General features: G+C 72.2%; 16 protein-coding genes, 1 pseudogene and 1 riboswitch. Of the genes and pseudogenes, 13 read left to right on the top strand and 4 right to left on the bottom strand.

The window, feature by feature from the left end:
• Positions 1-121: 121 nt before the first annotated feature.
• Positions 122-955 carry a S1 family peptidase gene (locus tag IF99_RS0120350; protein WP_030998033.1) on the top strand — a complete coding sequence of 278 codons (834 nt, stop codon included), beginning with the start codon at positions 122-124 and terminating at the stop codon, positions 953-955.
• 216 nt (positions 956-1,171) lie between these two features.
• Here the strand turns inward: IF99_RS0120350 and IF99_RS0120345 are convergent, their stop codons facing one another.
• The gene (locus IF99_RS0120345) at positions 1,172-1,399 is read right to left on the bottom strand and encodes a DUF7455 domain-containing protein (RefSeq protein ID WP_007821322.1); all 228 of its coding nucleotides are present in this window, start codon (positions 1,397-1,399) and stop codon (positions 1,172-1,174) included.
• A gap of 440 nt (positions 1,400-1,839) precedes the next feature.
• Between IF99_RS0120345 and IF99_RS0120340 the strand changes: the two genes are divergently transcribed.
• The 6 genes from IF99_RS0120340 (at position 1,840) to IF99_RS0120315 (ending at position 9,195) form a co-directional block, all read left to right on the top strand.
• Positions 1,840-3,963, top strand: a complete 2,124-nt coding sequence (locus IF99_RS0120340; RefSeq protein WP_030998032.1) for a DNA gyrase/topoisomerase IV subunit B — start codon at positions 1,840-1,842, stop codon at positions 3,961-3,963.
• A 191-nt stretch (positions 3,964-4,154) separates the two neighbouring features.
• The gene (locus tag IF99_RS0120335; protein WP_030998031.1) at positions 4,155-4,691 is read left to right on the top strand and encodes a DUF1453 family protein; all 537 of its coding nucleotides are present in this window, start codon (positions 4,155-4,157) and stop codon (positions 4,689-4,691) included.
• Positions 4,688-6,253, top strand: coding sequence for a histidine kinase (locus tag IF99_RS0120330; RefSeq protein WP_030998030.1), 1,566 nt, complete (start codon positions 4,688-4,690; stop codon positions 6,251-6,253). Before IF99_RS0120335 ends, IF99_RS0120330 begins: the two co-directional genes overlap by 4 nt.
• Positions 6,250-7,035 (top strand): response regulator transcription factor, encoded by a 786-nt coding sequence (locus IF99_RS0120325; RefSeq protein WP_030998029.1) that lies wholly within the window; start codon positions 6,250-6,252, stop codon positions 7,033-7,035. The genes IF99_RS0120330 and IF99_RS0120325 overlap by 4 nt, the downstream gene beginning before the upstream one ends.
• Before the next feature lie 55 nt (positions 7,036-7,090).
• Positions 7,091-7,606 (top strand): DUF485 domain-containing protein, encoded by a 516-nt coding sequence (locus IF99_RS0120320; protein WP_030998028.1) that lies wholly within the window; start codon positions 7,091-7,093, stop codon positions 7,604-7,606.
• On the top strand, positions 7,603-9,195 hold the full coding sequence (locus IF99_RS0120315) for a cation acetate symporter (protein ID WP_030998027.1): 1,593 nt from the start codon (positions 7,603-7,605) through the stop codon (positions 9,193-9,195). Before IF99_RS0120320 ends, IF99_RS0120315 begins: the two co-directional genes overlap by 4 nt.
• Positions 9,196-9,288: 93 nt before the next feature.
• Here the strand turns inward: IF99_RS0120315 and IF99_RS0120310 are convergent, their stop codons facing one another.
• Complete coding sequence (locus IF99_RS0120310) at positions 9,289-10,233, bottom strand: sucrase ferredoxin (RefSeq protein WP_030998026.1); 945 nt, start codon at positions 10,231-10,233, stop codon at positions 9,289-9,291.
• Positions 10,234-10,406: 173 nt separating this feature from the next.
• Between IF99_RS0120310 and IF99_RS0120305 the strand changes: the two genes are divergently transcribed.
• The gene (locus IF99_RS0120305; RefSeq protein ID WP_030998025.1) at positions 10,407-11,414 is read left to right on the top strand and encodes a LacI family DNA-binding transcriptional regulator; all 1,008 of its coding nucleotides are present in this window, start codon (positions 10,407-10,409) and stop codon (positions 11,412-11,414) included.
• A gap of 160 nt (positions 11,415-11,574) precedes the next feature.
• A complete protein-coding gene (locus tag IF99_RS0120300) occupies positions 11,575-12,693 on the top strand; it encodes a GTP-binding protein (RefSeq protein WP_030998024.1) in 1,119 nt (372 codons plus the stop codon).
• A gap of 175 nt (positions 12,694-12,868) precedes the next feature.
• Here IF99_RS0120300 and IF99_RS0120295 read toward each other — a convergent pair whose 3' ends face one another.
• A complete protein-coding gene (locus IF99_RS0120295) occupies positions 12,869-15,337 on the bottom strand; it encodes a DNA gyrase/topoisomerase IV subunit A (RefSeq protein ID WP_030998023.1) in 2,469 nt (822 codons plus the stop codon).
• Positions 15,338-15,888: 551 nt separating this feature from the next.
• On the opposite strand from IF99_RS0120295, the gene IF99_RS0120290 reads away from it, so the two are divergent.
• The 4 genes and pseudogenes from IF99_RS0120290 to IF99_RS0120275 all read left to right on the top strand — a co-directional run bounded on the left by IF99_RS0120290 (position 15,889) and on the right by IF99_RS0120275 (position 21,164).
• Positions 15,889-17,262, top strand: coding sequence for a M16 family metallopeptidase (locus IF99_RS0120290; RefSeq protein ID WP_030998022.1), 1,374 nt, complete (start codon positions 15,889-15,891; stop codon positions 17,260-17,262).
• Positions 17,263-17,282: 20 nt separating this feature from the next.
• Positions 17,283-18,668 carry a M16 family metallopeptidase gene (locus IF99_RS0120285; protein ID WP_420705689.1) on the top strand — a complete coding sequence of 462 codons (1,386 nt, stop codon included), beginning with the start codon at positions 17,283-17,285 and terminating at the stop codon, positions 18,666-18,668.
• Between the two features lie 469 nt (positions 18,669-19,137).
• Positions 19,138-19,289, top strand: a riboswitch (cyclic di-AMP (ydaO/yuaA leader).
• Positions 19,290-19,301: 12 nt separating this feature from the next.
• Positions 19,302-20,075, top strand: coding sequence for a M23 family metallopeptidase (locus IF99_RS0120280; protein ID WP_030998020.1), 774 nt, complete (start codon positions 19,302-19,304; stop codon positions 20,073-20,075).
• A gap of 337 nt (positions 20,076-20,412) precedes the next feature.
• Positions 20,413-21,164: pseudogene (locus tag IF99_RS0120275) on the top strand (GntR family transcriptional regulator).
• 194 nt (positions 21,165-21,358) lie between these two features.
• Here IF99_RS0120275 and IF99_RS0120270 read toward each other — a convergent pair.
• Positions 21,359-21,640 (bottom strand): HPr family phosphocarrier protein, encoded by a 282-nt coding sequence (locus IF99_RS0120270; RefSeq protein WP_030998018.1) that lies wholly within the window; start codon positions 21,638-21,640, stop codon positions 21,359-21,361.
• Between the last annotated feature and the right edge of the window lie 347 nt (positions 21,641-21,987).

Genomic DNA, 21,987 nt, shown 5'->3' with positions numbered 1-21,987 from the left:
TGTCGCCCGTCCGGGGCGCGGATTGGGCCGGTTGCCCGAAGCTCCAGGGCTGGGCGTGCGCTCCTCGGGTGGCTGAATCACGCTGAGTGCGAGTTCGGTACCCAGAGTGAAGGAGTACGGCATGCCGCTTCGCGGACTTCGCACCCGGGTGAGCGCGGGAGTGCTCGCCACCGCCGCTGCGCTCAGCCCCGTCCTCGTCCCAGGACCGGCCGCCGCCGACGGAGTGATCGTCGGCGGCAAGCAGGTGGCGGTGGCCGATCATCCCTGGGTGGTGGCCCTCTCCAGCCGCAGCCGCTTCGGGGCGGAGCGCTCGGGCCAGTACTGCGGCGGGGTCCTCGTCGGGCCCCGCACGGTCGCCACGGCAGCCCACTGCCTCAGCGGGAAGGTCCTCGGGGTCCCCCTGAGCCGGCTCAAGGACCTGCGGGTGCTCGTCGGCCGCGATGACCTCTCCGGGCGGGCGGGCACGGAGGCGCGCGTGACGAAGACGTGGATCAACCCGGATTACGACCCGGACAGCAATTCCGGCGACGTGGCCACGCTGACGCTGGAGGAGCCCCAGCCGCAGAGCCACGTCCTGCCGCTCGCCCTCGCCGGTGACCCCGGCTACCGGGCGGGCGCGCGGGCCCAGGTCTACGGCTGGGGGGACACGACGGGGCGCGGCTCGTACGCCAGCACCCTGCACGCCGCCGACATCCAGGTACTCCCCGACAGCGACTGCGGCAGCGCCTACCCGGGCAGTGGTGGTGGAGCCTACGACGCCGACACGATGCTGTGCGCGGGGGAGCCGGAGGGCGGCAAGGACGCCTGCCAGGGGGACAGCGGCGGGCCGCTCGTGTCCGGCGGCAAGCTCATCGGGCTCGTGTCCTGGGGCAGTGGCTGCGCCGAGGCGGGCAGCCCCGGCGTGTACACGCGCATTTCCGCCGTGGCGGACAGCGAGGGGCTGCGCGAGCGCTGAGCGCTTCGTGGGGGAGCGGGCGTCCCACAGGACCGCGCGCTCCCTTCGAGGGGGCTGGGGGGCGTACGGGGGCCCGAGGGCGGCAACCGAGCGGATGCGGCCTCGGGCGGGCCTTCCACAGGCATACGAAAGCGGGCGGGTCCCCCTCGGGAGGCCCGCCCGCCGCACCGGCTCACACCGGTGCCGGCTCGTCGTGGGTGGATGCGACCTGGAGCCTCAGTGCTCCTCGTCGCTCGCCGTGCTGGGAGCAGTCAGGCGATCAGTCTCGTCCTGTATCTCAGCGGCGATCTTCTTGAGTTCCGGCTCGAACTTGCGCCCGTGGTGAGCGCAGAAGAGCAGTTCACCGCCGCTGGTCAGGACAACGCGCAGGTAGGCCTGGGCGCCGCACCGGTCGCAGCGGTCAGCGGCCGTCAGCGGGCTCGCGGGTGTCAGAACAGTAGTCACGTCGCCTCTTCTCTAGCTCGACGAGCTGTCGTACCAGGGTCAACATCCAACCAGGCCGAAAACGTTCCCGCTCGCGGCCTCTCTCGCGAAAAAACTTCGAGGGCGGTTGTCCGTTGCCGGTTGGCGGCGAATGTGCCGTATTACAGCGTGCGTGCTTTACGGTTTCGCATGGTGTGCAGGGTCACATCCTCCCGGCTGGATTGCCGGTCTGTGCATGAGGACGTGCCCGGAGCCTAGATGGTTCATGCCTGGAAGGGAACGTGACATGAGAGTCATCGCCCCCCTCGTTCGAACGGGTGTGTGATTCTGCACTAGGGTGGGTTTGAAGCGAGGGTGGCGTCACAGCGGCTCTACCTGGCCTCGGTACCCTCTGAGCGGCGTCCCGGACGGGACGTTGAGCCAATAGGCCCCAGAAGAAAATTCAGCGAGGAGCGAACCGCGTGACCGCCGATACATCTGTGTCGTCGACAGCTCTGCTCGCAGGAGCAGATCGCGACGACTCCAATTACACCGCGCGGCACCTGCTCGTCCTGGAGGGCCTGGAAGCGGTGCGCAAGCGGCCCGGCATGTACATCGGGTCGACCGACAGCCGCGGCCTCATGCACTGCCTGTGGGAGATTATCGACAACTCCGTCGACGAGGCCCTCGGCGGCTACTGCGACCACATCGACGTGATCCTCCACGAGGACGGCTCCGTGGAGGTGCGGGACAACGGGCGGGGCATCCCCGTCGACGTCGAGCCCAAGACCGGCCTGTCCGGGGTCGAGGTCGTCATGACCAAGCTGCACGCCGGAGGAAAGTTCGGCGGTGGCTCGTACGCGGCCTCCGGCGGTCTGCACGGTGTCGGTGCCTCGGTCGTCAACGCGCTCTCCGCGCGTCTCGACGTCGAGGTGGACCGGGGTGGCTCGGTGCACACCACGAGCTTCCGGCGCGGGGTCCCGGGCCAGTTCAAGAGCACGGGGCCCGAGGGCGCCTTCGAGCCCACCACGGGGCTCCGCAAGACCAAGCGCGTCCCGAAGACCCGCACGGGCACCAGGGTCCGCTACTGGGCGGACCGGCAGATCTTCCTCAAGGACGCCAAGCTGTCGCTGGAGACCCTGCACCAGCGGGCCCGCCAGACCGCCTTCCTCGTGCCGGGACTCACCCTCGTGGTCCGCGACGAGTACGGCCTCGGCGAGGGCGGGAGCAAGGGCGAGGAGTCCTTCCGTTACGACGGCGGGATCAGCGAGTTCTGCGAGTACCTCGCCCGCGACAAGGCCGTGTGCGACGTGCTGCGGCTGAGCGGGCAGGGCACCTTCAAGGAGACGGTCCCGGTCCTCGACGAGTACGGGCAGATGACGCCCACGGAGGTCGTCCGCGACCTCGGTGTGGACGTGGCCCTGCGCTGGGGCACGGGGTACGAGACCACCGTGCGCTCCTTCGTGAACATCATCGCGACGCCCAAGGGCGGCACCCACGTCACCGGCTTCGAGCGCGCCGTCACGCGTACCGTCAACGACGTCCTGCGCGGCGCCAAGCTGCTGCGGGTCGCCGAGGACGACATCGTCAAGGACGACGCGCTGGAGGGCCTCACGGCCGTCGTCACGGTGCGACTCGCCGAGCCGCAGTTCGAGGGGCAGACCAAGGAGGTGCTGGGCACCTCGGCGGCGAACCGCATCGTCGCGAACGTGGTGGCCAAGGAGCTGAAGGCGTTCCTGACCTCGACCAAGCGAGACGCGAAGGCGCAGGCCCGCGCGGTGCTCGACAAGGTCGTCGCAGCCGCCCGTACCCGCATCGCCGCACGTCAGCACAAGGAGGCGCAGCGCAGGAAGACGGCGCTGGAATCCTCCTCGCTCCCCGCCAAGCTCGCCGACTGCCGCAGCGACGACGTGGACCGCAGCGAGTTGTTCATCGTGGAGGGGGACTCCGCGCTCGGCACCGCGAAGCTCGCGCGGAACTCCGAGTTCCAGGCGCTGCTGCCGATCCGGGGCAAGATCCTCAACGTGCAGAAGTCCTCGGTCTCGGACATGCTCAAGAACGCCGAGTGCGGGGCGATCATCCAGGTCATAGGAGCCGGCTCGGGGCGTACCTTCGACCTCGACGCGGCGCGCTACGGGAAGATCATCCTGCTCGTGGACGCCGATGTGGACGGAGCGCACATCCGCTGTCTCCTGCTCACGCTCTTCCAGCGCTACATGCGCCCGATGGTCGAGGCGGGCCGGGTCTTCGCCGCTGTCCCGCCGCTGCACCGGATCGAGCTGAGCCAGCCGAAGAAGGGGCAGGACAAGTACGTCTACACGTACTCGGACCGCGAGCTGCGCGAGACGCTGCTCGACTTCGAGCGCAGGAACGTCCGGTACAAGGACTCCATCCAGCGCTACAAGGGTCTCGGCGAGATGGACGCCGACCAGCTCGCGGAGACCACGATGGACCCCAGGCACCGCACGCTGCGGCGCATCAGCATGAACGACCTGGACAGCGCGGAACAGGTCTTCGACCTGCTCATGGGCAACGAGGTCGCGCCGCGCAAGGAGTTCATCACCAATTCGGCGGCGACGCTGGACCGCTCGCGCATCGACGCGTAGCGGTCCGCCCGCCGCGCGGGTCGGTATCGGGCGCTGTTTCTCCGCCCCGGGAGGCCGGATCTTCCCGGTTCTCCACCCTGGGGTGGAGAAACAGAATCCACCCGCTTTCCACCCTGGCTCCGATCCCCTGACCAGGCCCCTTCCGTAGTTTCGGTGGTGTTCGAGACACCCCCCGACCTATGGAGGCGCACATGTCCGGGGCCCTGGAGATCCTGCTGATCGTGGCGGCGGTCGTCCTCATCGCGTTCAGGCTGTTCCGGGCCCAGCGCATCGACGGCGGTCGGCGCCCATGGCTGCTGCCCGTCATCCTCGCCGTCGTCGCGCTGCGCGAGCCCGGGCTCGTCGATGACGCACACCCTTCCGTGGCGGTCGCCCTCATCCTGCTCAACGTGCTCGCCGGCCTGCTCACCGGTGCCGCCTGGGCGTGGACCTCTCGGGTCTGGCGGGAGGAGGACGGGAGTCTGTGGTCCGCCGGTACGAAGATGGCGGGCGCCGTGTGGTGCGGCAGCATCCTGGTACGGGTCGCGCTCTACGGGGTGGGTTCCTCGCTCGGGACAACGCAGCACACACCCGTCCTCCTCCTGGGTCTGGCCGCGACCTTCCTCGCCCGCGGGCTGCTCCTCAATCGCCGGGCCGCGCTTCTCGGGCCGACGTACGGTGAGGGTTCCGGAACACCGAAGCCGGCTCGCCGGTACGACCGCGCAGCCCGCCCGAAGGACCGTGTATGAGGAAGGACGTCTGGTCGGTCTGGCCCTCGCGCGAGGCGCTCTCGCGGGAGAGCCGCCGCTGGGTGGAGAGCGGCGCTCGTACGGCCGCGACCAGGGGAGTCCGGGTCACGCTCCTGGGCTTCCTCCTGTGGGTCAGCCACCAGCTCCACCCGGACGCGGGACCGGTCCCGGTGATCGGCGGTCTCGTTCTGCTCGGCCTCGCGCTCGTGGCCCTGCGACGGTTCTTCCGGGTGACCGGTGAACACCAGCTCCGGGCGGCCGTCTCCTGCATGGCGGCCGTCCTCCTCGCGGGGGCCGGTTTCTACGGTCTCGACTGGCACCCCGCCTCGTCCGTGCTGTGGTGCCTGGCGGCGGTCGTCGCGCTGCAGAGGCTGCCCCTCGGCTGGGGCGGCGCGGCCGCGATGCTGGGGCTCGGTGCGTACTTCGTGACGGACCGGGACGACTGGATCGCGACACTGGTCACCTGTGGCGGGCTCGTCCTGGCCGGGCTTGTGATGAGGCTCGACGCGGAGGCGCGGGGGGCCGCGCACCGCCTGCTCATCGAGGAGGGGGCGAGCCAGGCGGCGCGTGCCGAATCCGCGGCGCTCGCGGAGCGGGCCAGGATCGCCAGGGAGATACACGACGTACTCGCCCACAGCCTCTCCGCACAGCTCGTGCACCTGGAGGCGGCCAGAATCCAGCTCGAACGGGGCGCCGACCGCCAGCAGGTCCTGGAGCGGGTCGTCGCGGCACGGGGAATGGCCCGGGAAGGGCTGGAGGAGACCCGGCAGGCGCTCTCCGCCCTGCGCGGCGACATGGCTCCCGTGGCCGAGGCACTCGCCGAGCTGGCCGCGCGGGAGGGCACGGTGCTGCGGGTCGAGGGCGAGGCGCGGCCCGTCGCCGCGGAGGCGGGGCAGACGCTGCGGAGGGTCGCGCAGGAGGCGCTGACCAACGTGCGCAAGCACGCGCCGGGCGCGCGACCACGGCTGCGTCTTGTCTACGGGCCGGAGGCCGTCGAGCTGGAGGTCCGCAACGGGCCCGGACGACAGACGTGGGGGGAGCGGGGTGCCCGGCGTGAGCACTCCGAAGGCGGCGGGGGCTTCGACGGGCGTGACGAGAGCTTGCGCGGGACCGGGCGCGGCTTCGACGGGACCGGGCGTGGTGAGGGCCTGGGCGGGGACGGCAGTGGTGAGAGCTTGGCCGGGGCCAAGCGCGGTGAGGGCCTCGCCGGGGACGGCGGCGGTGAGCGGAGCGAGGGCCCACAGACGGCTGGGCGGGGCGAGCCGGCCGGGCGCTACGAAGGGGTGGAGCGCGGCGAGGAGCGGGCCGCGGGTGCGGAAGGCGGAACGCGCCTGGCAGCCGGGGAGGGGGCGGCGGGACCGGTGGGCCCGGAAGGTGTGCGGGGCGGGGGAAGCAGGGTGGGGCCGGACGACCTCGGGGTTCCCGATTTGGCGGCGAGTGGCAGCGGCTACGGTGTGAGAGGCATGCGGGAGCGGGCCGAACTGCTGGGTGGGACGCTGTCGGCAGGCCCCCCGGAGGACGGTGAGGAAGGCTTCGTGGTGCGACTGAGGGTTCCGGCGTGAACGCGCGGGTGGTGGTGGCCGACGACCAGTCGGTGGTACGCGAGGGCATCGTGATGCTGCTCGGTCTGCTGCCGGGGATCGAGGTGGTGGGCTCGGCACGGGACGGGGACGAGGCCGTCCGGCTTGTCGGGGAGCTCGCCCCGGACGTCGTCCTGATGGACCTGCGGATGCCGCGCTGCGACGGAGTGCAGGCCACGCGCAGGATCCGGGCGGAGTACCCGGGGACGCAGGTTGTCGTACTGACCACGTACGCCGACGACCAGGATCTCTTCCCGGCCCTGCGCGCGGGGGCCAGGGGCTACCTCACGAAGGACGCGGGGGGCGAGGAGATCGTGCGTGCCATCGAGGACGTGCTGTCCGGCGAGGCGGGGCTCGCTCCCGGGATTCAGCGGCGCCTTCTCGACCGCATCGCGGACGAGACCGCGGCGGATCCTTCGGCGCCGCCCGGGGCGTCCGGCCGACCGGGAGAGGGGACGCCTGGCCGGGCGGCGGACGGGAGCGGGGGAGACGCGGTGGCGGGGCGTGCGGCGGTCCGACCGCCGGGCTCCGCGGGGTCTGTGCCGCCGGATGGGCTGACGGCGCGGGAGGCCGAGGTGCTGGCGCTCATCGCGCAGGGCCTGAGCAACGCGGACATCGCACGCGCGCTCCATGTGTCAGCCGCCACGGTGAAGACCCACATCAACAATCTGTTCGCCAAGGCGGGCCTTCGTGATCGCGCCCAGGCCGTCCGATATGCCTATCTGCACGGGATAGTTACGCCACCAGGTTCCTCTCTCACCTGAAAGGGTGAAATTTCCGGTCCCAGGCGTCTCGGGTCTTTCCGCACTGCTCATTCTTGTGCTCGCGGCTCAGCTCGCCGCGGACAAGGAGAGTTCGGTGGAAAAGCACGATGGTCGTGAAGCCGGACAGGTCCGGCTCGACGACCCCTGGCGGGATTCGCTCGCCTCCGGCTGGGGCGGGGTGGACGGTGTCGGAGCCTCGACGCCCGTCATTCCCGCACCCGCCTCCGAGCCGGAGCCGGCCCGTCGGGCGGCGGACGTCTACCTGGAGGTGCAGCACAGCCCCGCTTTCCAGGAAGTGCGTCGCCGTTATCGCAGCTTCGCCTTCCCGGCTGCCGCGGCGTTCTTCCTCTGGTACGTCGCCTATGTGATCGCCGCGACGATGGCGCCGGACCTCATGGGGCGGCCGGTCGCCGGGGTGATCAACGTGGCGATGGTGGCGGGGCTCGCGCAGTTCGCCACGACCTTCCTGCTGACCTGGGCCTATGCGCGTCACGCCCGGCTGCGGCGGGACCGGGCGGCTCTCGAACTGCGCTGGGACACCCAGGAAATGACGCGAGGAGTGCGGCGTTGAGCAGCAACCACGAGACCCTGGCGCTGCTGTTGTTCAGCGCCTTCGTAGTGGTCACCCTGGGCATCACGACCTGGGTCAGCCGCAACAGGCACGGTTCCGCCGAGGAGTTCTACGCCGGTGGCCGGCTCTTCACGCCGATGGAGAACGGCTTCGCCATCGCGGGGGACTACATGTCCGCCGCCTCCTTCCTCGGCATCGCGGGCCTCATCGCGCTCGTCGGCTACGACGGGTTGCTCTACTCGGTCGGCTTCCTCGTGGCCTGGCTCGTTGTTCTGCTGCTCGTCGCCGAACTGGTGCGCAACTGCGGCAGGTTCACCCTGGCGGACGTGGTGGCCGCGCGGATGAGCGCGCCGCGGCTGCGGGTCGCGACCGGGGCCGCCTCGGTCACCGTCTCGGTGCTCTATCTCGTCGCGCAGATGGTCGGCGCGGGCTCCCTGGTGGCCCTGCTCCTCGGGGGCACGAGCGGGGCGGCCCGGGTCTGGACCGTCATCGGGGTCGGCGCGCTCATGATCATCTACGTCTCGTTCGGTGGGATGCGGGCCACGACGTGGATCCAGATCGTCAAGGCCGTGCTCCTGATGGCCGGTGCCATCGCTCTGACCGTCCTGGTCCTGCTCCGCTTCCACGGCGATGTGAACCAGCTCCTCAAGAGCGCCGCCGAACGCAGCGGCCACGGCATGGACTTCCTCAAGCCGGGCCTGAAGTACGGCGGGGACTGGACCTCCCGCTTCGACTTCATCAGCCTCGGTCTCGCCCTGGTGCTCGGCACGGCGGGGCTGCCGCACATCCTGTCGCGCTTCTACACCGTGCCCACGGCGCGCGCGGCGCGGCGTTCGGTGGTGTGGTCGATCGGGCTCATCGGCGCCTTCTACCTCATGACGATCATCCTGGGCTTCGGCGCCGCGGCGGTCGTCGGCTCGGACGAGGTGCGGCGCTCCAACGCGGCCGGGAACACGGCGATCCCGCTGCTCGCCCTCGACCTCGGCGGCGGTGAGAACTCCACGGGCGGCACGGTCCTCTTCGCCGTGGTCGCGGCGGTCGCCTTCGCGACGATCCTCGCCGTTGTCGCGGGCATCACTCTCGCCTCCTCCGCCTCCGTCGCCCACGACCTGTACGCGACGCTGCGCCGCGCCGGGCGCAAGCAGCGCAGCGAGGTGGCCGTGGCGCGGCTCGCCGCGGTCGGTATCGGAGTGCTCGCGATCGCGCTGAGTCTGCTCGTGAGCAACCTCAACGTCGCCTTCCTCGTGGGCCTCGCCTTCGCGGTCGCGGCCTCGGCGAATCTGCCGATCCTGCTCTACTCGCTCTTCTGGCGCCGGTTCACGATGCGGGGCGGGGTCTGGTCCGTCTACGGAGGACTCGTGCCCGCGCTGTTGCTCGTGCTCTTCTCGCCCGTCGTCTCCGGCGGCCCCGACTCCATCGTCTCGGGCGTCGACTTCCATCTCTTCCCGCTGGAGAACCCGGGCCTCGTCTCCATCCCGCTCGGTTTCCTCTTCGGGTGGATCGGGACGGTCACGTCCAAGGAGGAGCCGGACGAGGCCCGGCACGCGGAGACCGAGGTCCGCTCCCTCACCGGGGCGGGAGCGGTCTGAGCGTCACCCCGTCGGCCGGGCGCGGCGGGCCGCGGGCCTACGGGTGCGGGCGTCCTTCTCCACGAGGGGGGGCGCCCGCACCCGTAGCGGCGTTCAGCGCGAGGAGGCTTGGGCCGTCAGCCGTACGACCTCGAAACCGGCCGTGCGGGCGGGGGCCGCGCCGCAGCTCTCCGGGCGCGCGTCCTCGGCGACCGTACGCACCACCTCGGCCGTCCAGCGGCGGCCGTCGCCGTGGTCCACGCGGACGAGGTGCGCCGCGGAGCCCTCACCCGGCGGCAGGGTGTGCAGGGTCAGTGCCTCGGCGCGCTCCTCGCCGGTCTCGGCCCGTACCGCCAACTCGGCCGCCTGCTCGGGGCGTTCCCACACGGAGCGGCCCCGGCAGCCGTCGAGGTGGACGCGGCCCGAGGCGGCGGCGCGCTGGGCGGTGCGGGCCAGGGCGGCGTCCGCGCGCCCGTAGGCGTAGCCGTAGGGGAGGACGAGCAGCGTGGGGGAGAAGCGGTGGCCGCCGAGGTGCGTGACCTCCCAGACCCCCTCGGTGCCCGCCGCGTGCAGTTCGGCCGCGAGGGGGCGGCCGAGGAGCGCGCAGCAGCGGTCGCGCTTGCCGTTGGCGCAGACGCAGACGAGCGGGGCGCCCGTGTAGGGGGTGCCGGCGAGGCCGTCGGCGGGGTCGAGGAAGGAGGTGGCGTCGCCCGCGCCGAGGGCCTTCAGATCCAGGCCGAGGAGTCGTTCCGCGGCCTCGTCGGAGGCGATGCTCGCCTCGTGCACCCAGCCCTGCCCGGGTACGACGTGCGCGGCGAAGACGCGGCGCGCGGGGGTGGGCGGAGTGCGGCCGGGGCGGCGGATGAGTCCGAGGCGCACGCCGGTATCGCGCGCGGCCTCCTCCAGGCGCCTTCCCAGGGCGGGATCGAGGCGGCTGGAGGTCAGGGCCTTGGCACCCCACGGGCCCGGTTGTTCGATGAGGAGCCAGGTGCGGGCGGTGGCCGCCGTCCCGGCGAGGGGCTCGCCGAGGGCACGAGAGGCGGTGGCGCAGATACTCACGAAGGCGAGCCTAACCGCAGGTGAACGGGGCCGTCCCTCAGGCGGCGCGGGAAGGGCTGTCGGGTTCCGTGCGCACGGTGCGCAGCGCGGCGAGCAGAATCCGGCGGAAGCCAACGGTGAAATTTTCAGGATTCCCGCAAATCGCTTGCGCTCCTTGCGCTAATCTTTCGGCCATGACGCGTCGACTCGCCCAAGTGGCCCAGAAGGTCGGAGTCAGTGAGGCCACGGTGAGCCGGGTCCTCAACGGCAAGCCCGGGGTGTCGGAAAACACGCGCCAAGCGGTGCTCTCGGCGCTCGACGTGCTCGGCTACGAGCGGCCCACGCAGTTGCGCGGGGAGCGGGCCCGCCTCGTCGGTCTCGTTCTGCCCGAGTTGCAGAACCCGATCTTCCCCGCCTTCGCCGAGGTCATCGGCGGGGCGCTCGCGCAGCAGGGCCTCACACCGGTCCTGTGCACGCAGACCAAGGGCGGGGTCTCGGAGGCCGACTACGTCGATCTCCTCCTGCAGCAGCAGGTCTCCGGGGTGGTCTTCGCCGGGGGGCTGTACGCGCAGGCCGAGGCGCCGCACGACCACTACCGCCGGCTCGCGGAGCGCCGCATCCCCGTCGTGCTCATCAACGCGGCGATCGATCAGCTCGGTTTTCCCGGCGTCTCCTGCGACGACGCGGTCGCCGTCGAGCAGGCGTGGCGGCACCTCTCCTCGCTCGGCCACGAGCGCATCGGTCTCGTCCTCGGCCCGGCCGACCACGTGCCCTCGCAGCGCAAGCTCGCCGCCGCCCGGCAACTCGCCGCCGCGGAGGGCCGCGAACTGCCCGAGGCGCACGTCGTCCGCGCGATGTTCTCACTGGAGGGCGGGCAGGCCGCCGCGACCCGGCTCCTCGACCAGGGCGTCACCGGTTTCGTGTGTGCAAGCGACCCCTACGCGCTCGGCGCGATCCGCGCGGCGAAGCGGCGCGGACTGTCGGTGCCGGACGAGGTCTCCGTCGTGGGCTTCGACGACTCCGCCTTCATGAACTGCACGGAGCCCCCGCTCACGACCGTGCGCCAGCCCATCGAGGCGATGGGGCGTGCCGCGGTCGACCTGCTCGCGGTGCAGATCGCGGGGGCGACGGCGACGGCCGAGGAGCTGTTGTTCGAGCCGGAGCTGGTCGTCAGGGGCTCGACGGGGCAGGCGCCCCGCTGAACCGCGCGCCGAAGCCGGTGCGGCACCCGCGCCGCGACGCGTGCCGAATCCCGCGCCGGACCCTGGCGTGAGCCCATGGGCGTCCCCGAGCCGGGCCCGGCTCGGGTGTGCGGGTGGGGCGAGCGGACGAGCGGCGGGGAGCGGTTCGTAGGCTGGGACGGTGACAGCGGACGAACAAGAGCGCGCCGCCCCGCGGCAGATCCCCGTCGTGGTGCTTTCCGGGTTCCTCGGGGCCGGGAAGACCACGGTGCTCAACCACTTGCTCCACAGCAGCAGGGGCAGCCGGATCGCGGTGCTCGTCAACGACTTCGGCAGTATCGAGATCGACGCGATGGCCGTCGCCGGACAGGCCGGTTCAACGGTCTCGCTCGGGAACGGCTGCCTGTGCTGCGCGGTCGACGTGAGCGAACTGGACGAACAGCTCGCCCGGCTCACCGCCCCAGGGCTGCGCGTCGATCTGGTCGTCATCGAGGCGAGCGGGCTCGCGGAACCGGCCGAGCTGGTCCGTATGGTGCTCGCCGGTGACAATCCGCGGCTCGTCTACGGCGGGCTCGTGGAGGTCGTCGACGCGGCCGAGTTCCCCGCCACGCGCGCGCGGCACCCCGGCCTCGGCACACGGCTCGCCGTCGCCGACCTCGTCGTCCTCAACAAGACCGACCGGGTCACCGCCACCGCACGCGCCGAACTGCTCGCGGAGGTACGGGACCTGGCGCGCGGTGCCGCCGTCGTACCCGTCACGCACGGCCGCCTCGACCCGGAACTGCTCTTCGACCGCCGTCCCGTGACCGAGCGGCGCGGGCAGCTCTCCTTCGACGACCTGCGCGCCGAGGAGGAGCCCGCACCTCACCTGCACGAGGGGTACGAGAGCGTGGCGCGGACCTACGAGGTCCCGCTCGATCCCGTACGCCTCATGTCCTTCCTGGAGCGGCGGCCCGAGGGCCTCTACCGGATCAAGGGCTACGTGGACTTCGGCGCCGCGGATCCGCTCCACCGCTACGGCGTGCACGCCGTGGGCCGCTTCCTGCGCTTCACCCCCGAGCCCTGGCCCGAGGCCGCGCCCCGCCGCACCGAACTCGTCCTCATCGGCGCCGGGATCGACGCGGCACGCGTCGCCCAGGAACTCGACGCCTGCCGCGAGGAGGAACTCGCCGCCGCGCCCGACGCGTTGAGCCTCGCCGGGGGAGCGGACGCGGACGGCCAGCGCCGTATGTGGGGCGTACTGAGGTACGTGCGGGACCCGGAGGCGGATCTCGCGGAGGAGCCGGAGTTCACGCCCTAGCCGGAGCCGGAGGGCGCGCCTTCGACGGGACCTGGCCGTCCCCTCCAGGCGCCCGGCCGCCCTCGCCGGACGCCGGGCTGCTGCCCAGACCGGCCCGCCTCCCCGGAGCAGGCCCGCCGCCCACGGCCCGTACGCACGGCAGGCCGTGGACGAGCACGCGGACGGCGGCCTCCGGTCAGGCCGGTCCCGCCACCGCGGCGACCGGCTTGTCGAGCGAGACGCCGGAGCCGTCGCGGCGCGGGTCGGGCTCGGGCAGCGTCGCCGGGGCGCCGTTGCGCTGGGCAGCGCGGGCCGGTACCGGCCCCGCCCAGGCGAAGCTGAGGCAGTCCTCGCCCTTGAGGAAGCGCTGGCAGCGCACCCCGCCGGTCGCCCGGCCCTTGCGGGGGAACTGGTCGAACGGGGTGAGCTTCGCGGTCGTCTGCACCGAGTCGTCGAGGGTGCCGCGCGAGCCGGCCACCGTGAAGACGGCCGCGTCGACCGCCGGGTCGACGACGTCGAAGGAGAGCACCTTGGCGCCCTCGGCGAGCTTGACCCCGGCGACCCCGCCCGCCGGGCGGCCCTGGGGCCGTACCGCTGAGGCCTGGAAGCGCAGCAGTTGCGCGTCGTCCGTGATGAAGACGAGGTCCTCCTCGCCCGTGCGCAACTCGGCGGCCCCCACGATGCGGTCCCCCTCGCGCAGCGTGATGACCTCCAGCTCATCGCGGTTGGCCGGGTAGTCGGGCACGACCCGCTTCACGACGCCCTGCGCCGTGCCGATGGCGAGCCCCGGCGAGGACTCGTCCAGCGTGCACAGGCACACGAGCGTCTCGTCGTCCTCAAGCTGTACGAACTCCGCCACGGGTGCCCCGCCGACGAGCGAGGGGCCCGCCCCGTCGGCGAGTTGCGGCAGGTCCACGACCGTGATGCGCAGCAGCCGCCCCGCCGAGGTGACCGCGCCGACCTCGCCGCGTGCCGTCGCGGGCACGGCGGAACGGATCACGTCATGCTTGGCGCGCTTGGCGGAGCCCTCCTGCAAGGGCTCGGTGCCCGGCGTACGCGCGATGACGCCGGTCGAGGAGAGCAGGACGCGGCAGGGGTCGTCGGCGACCTGGAGCGGGATCGCCGTGACCGGGGCGTCCCCCGATTCGAGGAGCACGGTGCGGCGCGGCGTCCCGTACTTCTTCGCCACGGCCGCGAGTTCGCCGGAGACGAGCTTGCGCAGTTCGGCGTCCGATTCGAGGATCGCCGTCAGCTCCTGGATCTCGGCGTTGAGGCGGTCGCGCTCGGACTCCAGTTCAATCCGGTCGAACTTGGTGAGCCGGCGCAGCGGGGTGTCGAGGATGTACTGCGTCTGCGTCTCGCTCAGCGAGAAGCGCTCGATGAGCCGCTGCTTCGCCTCCGCCGAGTTCTCGCTGGAGCGGATGAGGCGGATGACCTCGTCGATGTCGACGAGCGCGACGAGCAGGCCCTCCACGAGGTGCAGCCGGTCCATGCGCTTCGCGCGCCGGAACTCGCTGCGCCGCCGCACGACGGAGAAGCGGTGGTCGAGGTAGACCTCCAGCATCTCCTTGAGGCCGAGCGTGAGCGGCTGACCGTCCACGAGGGCCACGTTGTTGATGCCGAAGGACTCCTCCATCGGCGTCAGCTTGTAGAGCTGTTCGAGCACGGCCTCGGGCACGAAGCCGTTCTTGATCTCGATGACGAGTCGCAGTCCGTGCTCGCGGTCGGTGAGGTCCTTGACGTCCGCGATGCCCTGGAGCTTCTTCGAGCCGACGAGGTCCTTGATCTTCGCGATGACCTTCTCGGGGCCCACCGTGAACGGCAGTTCCGTCACCACGAGGCCCTTGCGGCGCGCCGTCACGTTCTCCACCGCGACGGTGGCGCGGGTCTTGAAGCTGCCGCGCCCGTTCGCGTAGGCGTCGCGGATGCCCGCGAGGCCCACGATGCGCCCGCCGGTGGGCAGGTCGGGTCCCGGCACGTACTTCATGAGCGTGTCGAGATCCGCGTTCGGATGGCGGATCAGGTGGCGCGCGGCGGCGACGACCTCGCCGAGGTTGTGCGGCGCCATGTTCGTCGCCATACCGACGGCGATCCCGGAGGCGCCGTTGACCAGCAGGTTCGGGTAGGCGGCCGGGAGGGTGAGGGGCTCCTGCTCCTGGCCGTCGTAGTTGGGCGCGAAGTCGACGGTGTTCTCGTCGATCGACTCCGTCATCAGCATCGCCGCGTCGGCCATGCGGGACTCGGTGTACCGCATGGCGGCCGGCGGGTCGTCGTTGCCCAGCGAGCCGAAGTTGCCGTGCCCGTCGACGAGCGGGACCCGCATGGAGAAGGACTGCGCCATGCGGACGAGCGCGTCGTAGATGGAGGCGTCCCCGTGCGGGTGGAGCTTGCCCATCACCTCGCCGACGACGCGCGCGCACTTGACGTAGCCGCGCTCGGGCCGCAGACCCATCTCGTTCATCTGGTAGACGATGCGTCGCTGCACCGGCTTCAGGCCGTCCCGGGCGTCGGGGAGGGCCCGGGAGTAGATCACGGAGTACGCGTACTCCAGGTAGGAGCTCTGCATCTCGTCGACGACGTCGATGTCGAGGATTCTCTCCTCGAAGTCTGCCTCGTCGGCCCGGGAGGTGCCCCGAGACGGGGTTTTCGTGCTGCGGCGGGCCATCGCTGCTGCGGCTCCTTCGCGTTCTCGTCACGGCATCGGCTGTACTGCGGCTGTACTGACGCGGACCATTGTGGACCGCCGCGCCGACAGTCCCGACCTCGACCCGTCCGCGGAAGCCGTCGCGGGCCCACGGAGCCGGAGCGAGGGGGCACTTCCGGCGAGGGCGCCGACCTCCGTCGCACGGGGGTCGCGCCGGTCCCGGGAGCGAGCGGCGGCGCCCGCTTCGGCGTGTCCTCCCTCGCCGTTCGTACCTGCCGCGAGGCGGCGGGCGGCGTGTCCACTTCGTACGGCGCCGCCCGCCTCCTCCGCGCGTACCGGAGCGGCGCGCGGGTACGTACCCGACCGGCGCGTGGCGTGGGCGCGAACGACTCCCGTGCGCCCCCTGCGCCGATCCGTGGGGAAGAAGTCCGGAGGCGGGAACTTCCCCGCTCGTCGGTGCGGTTGCATAGAGTGACAGCGCGACGAGACAACAGCGCTCCGACTCGACAGCTGTACGACGAGCACGCCCCGGCGCCTCGCGGCGGCCACGAGCGGTTCGGCGACACGAAGGGATGTACATGCCCATGGGTGACACGGCCACCGAGCGGGCCGGCTCCGGCGGTCTGACCGCGACGGAGCACCGGCTCGCCAACGGACTGCGCGTGGTCCTCTCCGAGGATCACCTGACCCCGGTGGCGGCCGTCTGCCTCTGGTACGACGTCGGCTCGCGCCACGAGGTGGCGGGACGCACCGGCCTCGCCCACCTCTTCGAGCACCTGATGTTCCAGGGCTCCGCGCAGGTCAAGGGGAACGGGCACTTCGAGCTGGTCCAGGGCGCGGGCGGCTCCCTCAACGGCACGACGAGCTTCGAGCGCACCAACTACTTCGAGACCATGCCGTCGAACCAGCTGGAGCTCGCGCTGTGGCTGGAGGCCGACCGCATGGGCTCCCTGCTCACCGCGCTCGACCTGGAGTCCCTGGACAACCAGCGCGCGGTGGTCAAGAACGAGCGCCGCCAGCGGTACGACAACGTGCCCTACGGCACCGCCTTCGAGCGGCTCACCGCGCTCGCCTACCCCGAGGGCCACCCCTACCACCACACCCCCATCGGCTCCATGGCGGACCTCGATGCGGCGACCCTGGAGGACGCCCGCGCCTTCTTCCGCACCTACTACGCGCCGAACAACGCGGTCCTCTCCGTCGTCGGCGACATCGACCCGGAGCAGACCCTCGCCTGGGTCGAGAAGTACTTCGGCTCGATCCCCGGCCACGACGGCAAGCAGCCGCCGCGGGACGGCTCGCTGCCCGACGTGATGGGCGGCCAGCTGCGCGAGACGGTGCGCGAGGACGTGCCCTCGCGCGCGCTCATGGCCGCCTACCGGCTCCCCGAGGACGGGACCCGCGCCGGGGACGCCGCCGATGTCGCGCTCACCATCCTCGGCGGCGGCGAGTCCTCGCGGCTCTTCAACCGCCTCGTGCGCCGCGACCGTTCGGCCGTCGCGGCCGGGTTCGGGCTGCTGCGGCTCGCGGGCGCCCCCTCGCTCGGCTGGCTGGACGTCAAGACGAGCGCGGGGGTCGAGATCCCCGCGATCGAGGCGGCCGTGGACGAGGAGCTGGCCCGCTTCGCCGAAGAGGGCCCCACCGCCGAGGAGATGGAGCGCGCCCAGGCCCAGCTGGAGCGCGAGTGGCTCGACCAGCTCGACACCGTCGCCGGCCGCGCCGACCAGCTCTGCCGCTACGCCGTGCTCTTCGGCGACCCGCAGCTCGCCTTCACCGCCGTGGACCGCCTCCTCGCGGTCACCGCCGACGAGGTGCGCGAGATCGCCGCCGCCCGGCTGCGCCCGGACAACCGCGCGGTCCTCGTCTACGAGCCCACCGCGCCGGAGCAGACCCCCGCCGCCGAGGAAGCGGCCACCGACCAGGACGAGGAGGCGGCACAGCAGTGAGCGAAGCCGTGCAGAGCACCATGGAGTTCCACCCGCGCCCCCAGCCGGGTCCCGCCAAGCCCTGGGCCTTCCCCGCACCGGAGCGCTCCACCCTGTCCAATGGCCTGACCCTGCTGCGCTGCGAGCGCCCGGGCCAGCAGCTCGTCGCCGTGGAGGTGCTGCTCGACGTTCCGCTCGACGCCGAGCCGCGGGGCCTCGACGGCCTCGCCACGATCCTCGCGCGCGCCTTCACCGAGGGCACCGACAAGCATTCCGCCGAGGAATTCGCCGCCGAACTGGAGCGCTGCGGCGCGACCCTCGACGCGCACGCGGACCACGCGGGGCTCCGGCTCTCCCTCGAAGTGCCGGTCTCCCGCCTGGCCAAGGGTCTCGACCTCCTCGCCGAGGCCCTGCGCGCCCCCGCCTTCGCCGAGTCCGAGATCGAGCGACTGGTACGCAACAGGCTCGACGAGATCCCGCACGAGGCCGCCAACCCGGCGCGCCGCGCGGCCAAGGAGCTGTTCGCGCGGCTCTTCCCGGCCGGCAGCCGCCTCTCCCGCCCCCGGCAGGGCACGGCGGAGACCGTCGAGGCGATCGGCGCGAAGGCCGTACGGGAGCTGTACGAGCGGTACGTGCACCCGGCCACCGCCACCGTGGTCGTCGTCGGCGACTTCGCGGGAGCCGACCTCGACGCGCTGCTCGCCGAGAGCCTCGGCACATGGCAGGGCTCCGCCCCCGCCTCGCCGCCCATGAGCCCGATCACCTCGGACGACACCGGACGCGTCTACATCGTCGACCGGCCGGGCTCGGTGCAGACCCAGCTCCTCATCGGCCGTACGGGACCGGACCGGCACGACCCGGTGTGGGCGGCGCAGGTGCTCGGCACCTACTGCCTGGGCGGCACGCTGACCTCGCGCCTCGACCGGGTGCTGCGCGAGGAGAAGGGCTACACGTACGGGGTACGGGCCTTCGGGCAGGTGCTGCGGTCCGGGAGGCCGGCCGAGGGAACGGGCCTCGCCCCGGGGGCCGCGCTCCTCGCCATCAGCGGCTCGGTCGACACCGAGTCCACCGGGCCCGCGCTCGCCGACCTGTGGAAGGTGCTGCGCGACCTCGCGGCGGGCGGGCTCACCGACGCCGAGCGCGAGACGGCCGAGCAGAACCTCGTGGGCGTCGCGCCGCTCAAGTACGAGACGGCAGCGGCCGTCGCGGGCACGCTCGCCGACCAGGTCGAGCAGCAACTCTCCGACGACTACCAGGCCGCCTTCTACCGCCGCCTCGCCGAGACGGGCACGGTGGAGGCCACGGCCGCCGTCGTGAACGCCTTCCCCGCGGACCGCCTCGTGACGGTCCTGGTGGGAGACGCGGCACAGATCGCCGACCCCGTGCGGGAGTTGGGGATCGGGGAGGTGACGGTGGTGCAGGGCTGAGATGCCCTGCGGGGCGGGCGCGACCGGGACGGCAGCGGCGCTCGGTGGCGCCTGCCCTGTGCAGGCATTGCCTGGCTCTGTGCTGGGCGGTGCCTGTTCCGCTCGGTGGTGCTTGTCGTGTGCTGGGCGGTGCCCGCTCCCGCTCCCACAGGCCGCCTGCTTTCCCTCCTGCCCGACGACTGCGGGCGGTTGAGGGCCCGGCAGGCGTGCGCGCGGCGGTGGGGGCCGCGACGAGTGGGTCCGTACCGGCGGTGGCTGTGGGGCTTTGTCCGGACACGGGCGCTCAGGGGGCCGGCACGGGTCCGGAGCCGTCCGGGCCGCGGACGCGGCCGTGTCCGTATTGGGTGCATGACGGCCTGTCTGGGGTGTGGCATGAGCAACAAAGGCGCGGTTGCGGTTGTTGCGGAAGTGTTGTCCCGCTTAGCGTCACTCCGGCTGTTCGTCAGGTATGCGCCGCGCCCGCGGCAGCGGACAGCCTTCGCCGAGTTCCGGGGCTTGTACCCGGGAGCCGGGGACCCATGTGTCCCATGGGGTGAATCGGACGCCGTCCGCCGGTGTCCGTAGGAGACCTTCCTGCTCCGAACCCGTCAGCTAACCCGGTAGGCGAGAGGGAAGGAAAGGAACAGCCGCTTCATGGCGTTCACGCGCCCCATGGGCAGGCACCGTCGCCCTGCCGTCCGAGCGTCCCGTACCGGAGCGAAGGTGGCCGGACTCGCCGCGCTCACGACCGGTTCCGTCGTCGGCACTCTCGCGGCCCCCGCGCACGCCGCGAGCCACGAGGGCCCGGACACCGGCCTCACCCGTGTCATCGGCTTCGACAGCGTCGCCCAGGAGATCGCCACACAGGCGTCCCTCGTGCACTCCGCCGCCGAGCAGGACGCCGCCGAGGCGAAGGCGGCGGCCGAGGCGAGCAAGGCGGCCGCGAAGGCGAAGCGCGAGGCCGAGCGGAAGAAGGAGGCGAAGGAGCGGGCCGCGCGGGCCGCCGAGCGCGAGCGCCTCAACACCTTCGTCCTGCCGATCCCCGGCTCGTACGTCTCCACCGGTTACCACGCCAGCAGTTCCCTGTGGTCGTCAGGCAGTCACACCGGCATCGACTTCCACGCGGCGAGCGGCACGAGCGTGCACGCGGTCGGCGCCGGGACGGTCGTGAAGGTCGACTGGGGCGGCGCGTACGGCAACGAGGTGGTCCTGCGGATGCAGGACGGGACGTACACGCAGTACGGGCACCTCACCGCCGCCACCGTCGCGGTCGGGCAGAGCGTGACGGCCGGTCAGCAGATCGCCGTCTCCGGTGCCACGGGCAACGTCACGGGCCCTCACCTGCACTTCGAGGCCCGCACGAGCCCGGAGTACGGCTCCGACATGGACCCGCTCGCCTACCTGCGCGGCCACGGCATCGACATCTGAGCCGCCCTCGCGCCGGCCCCGCGGGCCTCGCGCCGTCGGCGCGTCCTCGCCTCGGCCCCGCAGGCCCCGCGCCCTCCTGGCGCACTCGAAAGCCCCCGGCCCCCCGGGGGCTTTCGGCATTCCGCGTGCGGGTCGCGGGCTCGCGCCGGCGCCGCGACGCACCCCGCCCTTTTCGACGCGAACCGCCCGTAAACAGCGCGCCGAACCCGAAGGCATCCGGTGAATTCTCTCTCTCCTGAGGAATTCTTCGCTGTTCTCCCGGGGCACTGCTCTAATGGAGTCACCTCGCGGACGCCCAACGGCGGCGTTTCGCGGTGATGAATGCGGAGGTCGGGTCATGAGCATTCCCGCGCACTCGGTATGCACGGCGATCAGGGACGATATCGTCTCGGGCGTGTACGAGCGGGGAAGCCGGCTCACGGAGGAATTGCTCGCGCGGAGATACGGGGTTTCCCGGGTGCCGGTGCGGGAGGCGCTGCGCACGCTGGAGGCGGAGGGCTTCGTGGTGACGCGGCGGCACGCCGGGGCCCATGTCGCAGAGCCGGGGGCGCAGGAGGCCGTGGACGTCCTGGAGACCAGGCTGCTCCTGGAGCCGCTGTGCGCGGCGCGTGCCGCGCAGCGCAGGACCGAGGCGCACCTCAAGGTACTGCGCGGCCTCGTCAGACTGGGGCAGGAGCGGGCGCGCCGGGGGCAGGAGGAGGACCTGCGCTCGCTGGGCGGCTGGTTCCACGAGACGCTCGTCCAGGCCAGCGCGAGCGAGACCCTGACCTCGCTGCTGACCCTGCTGCGGCACAAGATCGCGTGGATGTACGTGGTCGAGTCGCCCGCCCATCCCCAGGAGTCCTGGGCCGAGCACGGCGCGATCGTCGACGCGGTGGCGCGCGGCGACGCGGAGCGGGCGCGCGCGCTCACCGCGCAGCACGCCGATCGCGCGCGCCGCGCCCACCGCGTGCGCGTCCCCGGCCCGCGCCCGCCGCGCCGCCCGCCGGGGCGCGAACCCGAGGAGGCCCCCGCGTGGTGAGGCGGCGCGGGTCCGGCCGCGTGAGGACTTCGCAACATCCCGTAAACAATCCGGGCCATCGGCATTAACACGGGGGCCGTATACAAAGGGATGCGCCACGCGGGACCGGGGTGTCGCCGCGTTCGCCGTCCCGGCGGGAATTCCCCGCCCGTAGTGGGGCGTGTTTTTGGTGGGCCTTTACCGGCGTGCACGTCCGGGAAATGCGCGGGTGGCCCAAGCCCGCGCGGAACAATTCCGCGCGTCCGGGCCACCCGCGCATTCTCTAAACGGTTTCAGGAAGTTCCTGGAGCCCTTCGGCCACGAGTTTCGCGAGCCGGTCCAGAGCCTCCTCGGCCCCCTCTCCCTCCGCGCTCAGCCTGATCTCCTCGCCCCCCTGCACGCCGAGGCCGAGCACCGCGAGCATGGAGCGGGCGTTGACCGCTTCGCCCTCGCTCTTGGCGACGGTCACGGGGAGTCCGGTGGCGGTCGATGCCCGCACGAAGAGGGAGGCGGGACGGGCGTGGAGGCCCTCCGGCCAGCCGACGGTGACGCGACGCTCAGCCATGGTGCAGCCCTTCGGGTCCGGGGCCCGCGCGCGTGCGGACCCGGAGCGGATACGTGGTGGTGCGGCTTCCGGTGGTGCGGTCGGTGCGGTCTTCCTGTGGTGCGGATCGGTGCGGGGTCGCGGTACGGGCCTTCCCGTTCCGCGAGTCGTTCTCCCCTCGTGGTGGCACGGCGGGCGGTGCGGCGCAAGGGGGCGGGGGCCGTACGAGGGGTGTCCGCGGGCAGCAGGGGGACACGGCCGCGCCCGTGCCACGCCCCTGTACCGGCCGGGCCCGACAGGGGGGCGGTCCCTCGCCGAAGGCCCGTCACGTCGGGGAGCAACCTCCTCCGCAAGCCGCCCCCCTCCGC

It is taken from the genome of Streptomyces sp. NRRL F-5630 (assembly GCF_000719475.1).
GTDB lineage: Bacteria > Actinomycetota > Actinomycetes > Streptomycetales > Streptomycetaceae > Streptomyces.
This window is presented reverse-complemented; position numbering and strand designations above follow the sequence as displayed.